The following is a 2,230-nucleotide window of genomic DNA, read 5'->3' as shown; positions in this document are numbered from 1 at the left end:
ATCTTGACGGATGCAGCTTGTGAATTTATCACCCCTTTGACCCTAGCCACGCTGTCTCGTCATCCAGCTTACACGGATAAAGATTTTTGGCAACCTACACACGGTCGTCCGCTACACATAGAATTGGGAGAATGGGCAGATGTGTTTGCGATCGCTCCCTTGACGGCCAATACTTTAGCAAAATTAGCTTATGGTTTTGCCGATAACCTACTGACGAATACGGTACTTGCTTCCACCTGTCCGATTTTATTAGCACCAGCGATGAATACGGATATGTGGGAACAGGTGGCGGTGCAGCGAAATTGGCAACAAGTTCTTACAGATAAAAGATATCACAGCGTTGGCCCGGATGCGGGAATTTTAGCGTGCGATCGTATTGGTTCCGGTCGCATGGCAGAACCTTCTCAAATTTTGCCACATATTCAATCTTTATTGCAGACTAACGGCAAACGAGATTTAGTCGGAAAACAAGTATTAATTAGTGCTGGTGGAACTAGAGAACATTTAGACCCCGTGCGTTTTATCGGCAATCCTTCCACTGGCAAAATGGGATTAGCTGTTGCACAAGCAGCATTGCATCGCGGTGCATCGGTAACTTTGGTACGCGCACCCGCTACCTGGTCAACGCCGATGGGTGTGCGCGATATCCCCGTCACCAGTGCAGCAGAAATGCGAGAGGCAATGTTGCAATGTTTTCCCAACGCCGATTTAATTATCATGTCAGCGGCAGTAGCAGATGTAAAACCTGCTAATTATGCAGCCGAGAAATTACCGAAAAAATTGCTGCCTACTTCCTTACCTTTGTCATCAGTAACGGATATTGTGGCAGAGTTGGGTAAATTGAAACAACCCCATCAACTTTTAATCGGATTCGCCGCTCAAACTGGCGATATCGTAACGCCAGCTTTAGAAAAATTGCACTCTAAAAAATTAGATGTTATTGTTGCCAATCCTATCGATAAATCTGATAGCGGTTTTGGCAGCGACAATAACCAAGCGATATTTATCAACGCACAAGGACGGCAGTTAGAAATTGCACGTTGTTCCAAGTTAGAAATGGCGCATCGGTTGTTTGATTTCGTGCAAACTGGAGGTTAGAAAATGACTCAGGAATTATTAGATTTGCGGAATAGCATTAAAGAAGGACGATACGAAGATGCTTTGCTACTTATCGATGAGTTAGAAGGGATGAGCAGACAAGCTATTTTGCGGAATATCCAATCATTTTTACTCAGATTGCTGATGCACTTGATTAAAAACCAAGTCGAACAGCGGTTAACAAAATCTTGGTCGGCTTCTATTCGAGATTCAATTCGTCAAATAAAAAAACTGAATCTTCAAGATAATAAAATTTCCTATTACGTCAAAACAGATGAATGGCAAACAATGCTTGAAGATGAATTTGAAGCAGCAATTCGCGATGCGAGTTTAGAAGTGAGGGATGGTGCTTACAGCGAGTCAGAACTACTAGAAATGGTGGATAGAGAGCAAATACTCGCAACTGCACAAATTTTCCTAGCTTTGACCTATGAATATTCAGTCAGAGAATTACCCGGAGTTGTTAATGAGTATTTAGCGCAATTACCGGGTGGCGAAGATTGGAAAGAGGGAAGGCAATAATTATGACACAGGAACTCACAGATTTAAGAAACTACATTTTGGAAAAACGTTACGAAGATGCTTTGATACTGATCGATGAGTTAGAAGGAATGAGCAGACAGGCTATTCTGCGGAATATACAATCCTTCCTAGATATGATGATGATGCACTTGATTAAAAATCAAATCGAACAGGGATTAACTAATTCTTGGATTGCTTCGATTTCTGATTCCATTGTACAAATTAAGCGCTTGAATCTCAAAGAAAATAAAACTTCTTACTATGTTAAAGCAGATGAATGGGAGTTAATGCTTGAAGAAGCGATCGCTTCTTCAATTCGTCCAGCGAGTGCGGAACTGCTCAACGGGAAATTAAAACCGTCTCAAGTTTCACAAATGCTAGATAACGCAAAGTTAATGGCGAAGGCTAAACAATTGCTTGCTTTAACTTACGAATATTCTGCAACTGATTTACCCGATATTATCGATGAATATTTAATTGAGTTGCCAGGTGGACAAGATTGGTTAGAAGATAGATAATTCCCTAAGCCGATCGCAAAGTCTGCAACTGATAGCCACGCTGTTGCAATTTATACATATGATCGAACAAATTCCAGCAAGACTGTTCTGGC

General features: G+C 41.6%; 3 protein-coding genes. All 3 read left to right on the top strand.

Translation table 11 applies throughout. The features are described from left to right. The coding region (gene coaBC, locus H6S82_RS30065) for a bifunctional phosphopantothenoylcysteine decarboxylase/phosphopantothenate--cysteine ligase CoaBC (RefSeq protein WP_191057234.1) at positions 1–1,098 on the top strand (1,098 nt) is incomplete at its 5' end. Between the two features lie 3 nt (positions 1,099–1,101). After that, a complete protein-coding gene (locus tag H6S82_RS30060) occupies positions 1,102–1,620 on the top strand; it encodes a DUF29 family protein (protein ID WP_190468556.1) in 519 nt (172 codons plus the stop codon). Between the two features lie 2 nt (positions 1,621–1,622). Then, a complete protein-coding gene (locus H6S82_RS30055) occupies positions 1,623–2,138 on the top strand; it encodes a DUF29 family protein (RefSeq protein ID WP_190468553.1) in 516 nt (171 codons plus the stop codon). Positions 2,139–2,230: the final 92 nt, after the last annotated feature.

It is taken from the genome of Planktothrix sp. FACHB-1355 (genome assembly GCF_014748295.1).
GTDB classification, from domain to species: domain Bacteria; phylum Cyanobacteriota; class Cyanobacteriia; order Cyanobacteriales; family Aerosakkonemataceae; genus Aerosakkonema; species Aerosakkonema funiforme_A.
Note: the sequence above shows the minus strand (reverse complement) of the source record. Positions and strands in the feature narration are given on the sequence as shown.